Annotated in this window: 1 protein-coding gene; it reads right to left on the minus strand. The window is 30.2% G+C overall.

From position 1 onward, the window contains the following. Positions 1-146 precede the first annotated feature (146 nt). Positions 147-935: a P-type conjugative transfer protein TrbJ gene (gene trbJ / locus CCO88_RS06900; RefSeq protein WP_002824389.1), complete on the minus strand. Its 789-nt coding sequence runs from the start codon at positions 933-935 to the stop codon at positions 147-149. Between the last annotated feature and the right edge of the window lie 165 nt (positions 936-1100).

A 1100-nucleotide genomic window follows, 5' to 3' on the forward strand; every position in this document is an offset into this window, starting at 1 on the left:
GCTTTATAATAATCGCTTGTTTTTGCCTCATCGCCACAACCTGCTAAAAAAGCCAAAGCACCTAAACCAATTAATCCGCTAAAAATAAAATGTTTCATTGTTTTTCTCCTTGATTTAATATAGAAACAAAATATTTTAACATCATTTTATTTCCATTTAAAAGCATCAGAATTTGATTGATAAAAATTATTGTTTTTATTTCTTTGAAAAAGTTTTTCCATTTTTGCTTGTTCTAAAATTTGCTTGTTATTTTGCGACGCTAAATAATTAGTAAGCATATTGCTTTGATCCATAATGACCGATCTTAGTTTTCTTATCTCATCAATCTGATAAGCTAAAAGATCATTGGTGGCTTGCACAGCCTGCAAATTTCCATTAGAATTTTGTGAATTTTGCTTAAGTTTTGCGATAAGCGCATCTTCACTTTCTAAGTCTTGATATCGAAGCTCGAGTTGTTGCAATGTTCCGTTAAATGTATTTTGGTTTGTTTCCGCAATTTGCTTGTATCTATCAGAATAAATTTTATTTCTCTCGCTTTCATTTGTTGCGTTTTCAAGATCATTACTATAACCTTCAAAATTTTTGTAAGTATCTTCAAATTTGCGCGAAACATTACCTATATCATAAGAAATTCCATTTACTTTGTTCATTACATTTCGGGTTTGATAAAGAACCGTTCCTAAGTTATCCCAATCTTCTTTAGTTAATCTTTCTAAATTCTGTTTTTGCATTTGCACCATTTGTATTTGCTGTTGCAATTGAGAATACATTTGCTCGTATTGTTGAAGTTGCATTGCATAATCTTTTACTTGATTGGCAATAGCGCTAAGATCAATTACAGGAATACCACCTGCAAAGGCATTATTAGTTCCTATAATTAAAGTTGCAATTATTGTTGAAGTGGCTTTTTTTACGCCAAATAAAGATTTTTTCATTTGTAATTTTGAAATAAGTTAGTATAATTGCAGTTAAGGCTGATTAACCAAAGGGTTCCAGCCTTTGGTTAATCAAAACTTGCCTTAGAAAGAAGGTGAGAAACCTTGATTAACAAAATTCTAGTAATTATTATACTACTATGTATAATAATAGTCAAGGCTTAT

The organism is Campylobacter coli LMG 9860, assembly GCF_000254135.1.
Classification (GTDB): Bacteria; Campylobacterota; Campylobacteria; order Campylobacterales; family Campylobacteraceae; genus Campylobacter_D; species Campylobacter_D coli.